Annotated in this window: 4 protein-coding genes; 1 reads left to right on the plus strand and 3 read right to left on the minus strand. The window is 61.2% G+C overall.

Annotation, left to right across the window (positions count from 1 at the left end):
- The 3 genes from EN906_RS26155 to EN906_RS26170 all read right to left on the minus strand — a co-directional run.
- Positions 1-798: FAD-dependent monooxygenase (locus tag EN906_RS26155; protein ID WP_206529169.1), on the minus strand; the 798-nt coding region annotated here is incomplete at its 3' end.
- A 519-nt stretch (positions 799-1,317) separates the two neighbouring features.
- Complete coding sequence (locus tag EN906_RS26165; RefSeq protein WP_023810534.1) at positions 1,318-2,691, minus strand: PleD family two-component system response regulator; 1,374 nt, start codon at positions 2,689-2,691, stop codon at positions 1,318-1,320.
- Between the two features lie 33 nt (positions 2,692-2,724).
- The gene (locus tag EN906_RS26170; RefSeq protein WP_127271107.1) at positions 2,725-3,096 is read right to left on the minus strand and encodes a response regulator; all 372 of its coding nucleotides are present in this window, start codon (positions 3,094-3,096) and stop codon (positions 2,725-2,727) included.
- A gap of 246 nt (positions 3,097-3,342) precedes the next feature.
- Between EN906_RS26170 and EN906_RS26175 the strand changes: the two genes are divergently transcribed.
- Positions 3,343-3,642 (plus strand): DUF3572 domain-containing protein, encoded by a 300-nt coding sequence (locus EN906_RS26175; RefSeq protein WP_024503583.1) that lies wholly within the window; start codon positions 3,343-3,345, stop codon positions 3,640-3,642.
- Positions 3,643-3,780 lie beyond the last annotated feature (138 nt).

Raw genomic sequence — 3,780 nt, forward strand, 5'->3', positions numbered from 1 at the left:
CCGGTCGCGATATGCGGCAGCCTGGCGCGTCATGTCGGTGAAGCGGGAGAGCCAGGTCGGGCTGTGAACCCCGAAGTCGGTGCCGTAGATGGCAGTCAGCGCCTCGCTGAGCTCGCGCAGGGTCGGTTCGCCGCGCGCCTCCAGGCGGGGCTCCGTCAGCACGACGCCAACCTTCTTGCCGCCCTCGATCTTACCCAGAGCATGAATTCCGGAGGCGTTGCTGCGGAAGCCCCATGCCGGTTCTTCCGACATTTCGACCTCGGCAATCATCCAGCTCATCGTCGGATCCCATCCGGCGAACTCGATACCGGTCGCCTTGCGAATGGTGCTGCGGCCTCCGTCGCACCCGACCAGATATGCGGCCCTCAGGCGGTGACCGGTGGACAGTTCGACATCGACGCCGCTGTCGTCCTGGGCAAACCCCGCAACCTCGTGTCCGCGATAGATCGGTACCTTCAACTCGCCGACCCAGTCGGCCAGGATGCGCTCGATGTGGTTTTGCCGCAGTGCCAGCAGATAATTGTGGCGCGTGGGAAAATCGCTGATGCCTAACCGGATCATGTGGAAGCCCACGGACGGCGATATCTGTCCCTGTGAAAGAAACCGATCCACAATTCCGCGCTGGTCGAGCACCTCAAGAGTGCGCGCATGCAGGCCGCCTGCGCGCAATCCTGCCAATTTCTGATCCGGTCGCCTTTCGAAAATGGCAACGTCCACGCCTGCCAGCGCCAGTTCGCCTGCCAGCATCAATCCCGTCGGACCACCCCCGGCGATCACAACCGCATGATCTGAAATCATTATCATAACTCCCGTTTTCCGCACCCTGGCTTGGGTCGCGGTTTTACGGGAGGAGCCGGGTCTTGCCGCAAGCCCCTTGTGCGCCATATCTATGAAATGGAAGGGGTGCTCTTCCCCTCGTCGTTGGCTGCCCTCACAGCGAAACTGTGTAGGAACCAAAACGGGTATCCTGATTTCACATGCAAAAACGCAGATTCCTCCGTGCTTTGGCACGGAGTTCTGATGTTCTTTTGGAGAGAAGGGGGCCGGTCGGCGTTTGGCAGCGGTACGAGGAGGCCACTATGTGCCAGCGCCGGCCGGCCGACCCCACGGACCCAGGAGATGCGGCGGACCTGAGCATCATGGGGTATTCCCAGGATCGGAGCCGGTTTTCTATCCTCGTGCCGGCTTCGTCTTGGCCTGCACAGTTGCGCAAGAGCTTATGAAAATCAACAGTTTCTTAACCAAGGCTCGCGAATCGCTTGGATTAAGGTAAACGGGTAACCCTGTCGGGTTGACAGGATAATCGGGGCTGGATCGCTACGCCGCCTTGGCGACGACGCGATTTCGGCCGCCGCTTTTGGCTTCGTAGAGCGCGAGATCGGCACGCTTCATCAGCGCCGCCACCGTGTCCACGCCCTTCAGCACCGACGACACGCCGACGCTGACCGTGACTTCGATCGCCTTGCCGTCCTGCCCGATGGCGAAAGCCGCCTGGGCGATTTCGGCGCGAATGCGTTCGGCTACCTTCTCGGCCACCGCGCCCTCGGTGTCCGGCATCACCACGACGAACTCCTCGCCGCCAAAGCGGCAGGCAAGGTCGATACCCCTGACATTCTTGCGCAGCCGTCGTGCGAATTCCCGCAGAACCTCGTCGCCGCCGTCATGACCGTGCGCATCGTTGATCGCCTTGAAGCGGTCGAGGTCGGTGATCATCACCGACAGCGGCCGGCGCCGCGCTACGGCGCGATCGAACAGCGTCTGCAGGTGGCTGTCCAGATAGCGGCGGTTGTGCAGCCCGGTCAGTCCATCGGTCACCGCCATTTCGATGGTCTGGGTGACGCTGGCGCGCAGCTGGTCGTTGTAACGCTTGCGGCGCACCTGGGTGCGCAGCCGCGCCGTCAACTCCTGCTGGTCGATCGGCCGCATCAGATAATCATTGATGCCGAGTTCGAGGCCGCGGATGATGCGTTCCTCCTCGCCCTCCTCCGCCAGCAGGATGATCGGCACGAAACGGGTGCGATCGAGCGAGCGCAACTGCGAACAGAGCCTCAGCGGATCGAAATCGGCGAACGCGGTCGAGATCATCACGCATTCATAGGACGTCTCGGCGGCCTGGAAGAAACCGGCATGCGGATCATGTGTGACGTCGAGGTCGGCCCGGTCGCGCAGCATCTTCTGGATGCGCTCAACGGATGATTTGCGCTCGTCGATCAAAAGCACTTTAGGCGTCGTGTCCTCGGATGCGAAATTGCGGCTGAGCAACTCCTCGATGCCGATGTTGCGCGTCGTCGAGGCGCGCAGCCGCAACTCGTCGGTCAGCGACTTCAGGCGAACCAGGCTCTTGACGCGCGTCATAAGCTGCAGGTCGTTGACCGGCTTGGTCAGGAAGTCGTCGGCACCGGCCTCGAGCCCGCGGACGCGGTCGGAGACCTGATCGAGCGCGGTGATCATCACCACCGGAATGTGCGATGTCGCCGGATCGCTCTTCAGCCGCCGACAGACCTCGAAGCCGTCCATATCAGGCATCATCACGTCGAGCAGCACGACATCGACCTTGCCGTTCTCGCAGGTCTCTATCGCATCCGGCCCGTTGGTGGCGGTCAGCACTTCGAAATATTCGGCCAGCAGCCGCACTTCCAGCAGCCGCACATTGGCAGGGATATCGTCGACGACGAGGATCCGAGCAGTCATTTCACAAGGCTCCGGCTCGGCTGAAGGGGCACATCACGCATCGCCCAGATAGGATTTGATGGTTTCGATGAAACGCGGCACCGAGATCGGCTTAGAAATATAAGCCTCGCAGCCGCCCTGGCGGATACGTTCCTCGTCGCCCTTCATGGCGAAGGCGGTCACCGCAATGACCGGGATGACGTGCAGTTCGTCGTCTTCCTTCAGCCATTTGGTCACTTCAAGCCCCGACACTTCAGGCAATTGGATATCCATCAGGATCAGATCCGGCTTGTGCTGGCGCGCCAAATCGAGCGCTTCCAGACCGTTTCGGGTGCGCACGGTCTCGTAACCGCTTGCCTCGATGAGGTCCCGAAAGAGCTTCATATTGAGCTCATTGTCTTCGACGATCATAACCTTCTTCGGCATCGATTTCCCGTCCCGGCTGCCCTTCCGCTTCGAAGGCAACCGTCATGCGCCCATGTCTGAACGCATCAAACCCTGCTTCACTTTACGGCAATATGATTGACGAAACGGAAATCCGCGGCTGGAAAACAGCGCGAATTCCACCTCGTCCCCTGCGCGTCCAAAGGGCGCGCCACGCTCTAATGGCTTGCCGCAAGCAACTCTTGCCATTACTGCGGGAGAGACTCATTCCACACACCGAAGGTAGTGATGGCAAACGCAGCGTCAATGCGCGAAGAAGCGGAATCGATTGCCGTGAAGGCCCTGGGCTTCGTCGCCTCCGATCCGGAGCTTCTGCCGCGCTTTCTGGCAATCACCGGCATAGAGGTCCATTCGATCCGCAAAGCCGCCAGCGAGCCGGGTTTTCTGGCCGGTGTCCTGCAGTTCATCCTCGCCCACGAGCCGACTCTGATGCGCTTTGCCGAGGAAACCGGCACCCCGCCGGCGGCCGTCGGCAAAGCCTTGCGGTCGCTGCCGCTGGGCGACGACAACCACGAGCATTCCATATGAGCGATGATCCGGAAACCGCGCGCCAGATCGAAGAACTGGCAGCCGACGACCGACCCTTGCTTGTCCTCGATGTCGACGATGTCGTGCTCGAATTCATCCGACCGTTTCCGAATTTCCTCAAGGCGCGCGGCTATGGCC

This window comes from Mesorhizobium sp. M7A.F.Ca.CA.004.06.1.1, assembly GCF_003999135.1.
Lineage (GTDB): Bacteria > Pseudomonadota > Alphaproteobacteria > Rhizobiales > Rhizobiaceae > Mesorhizobium.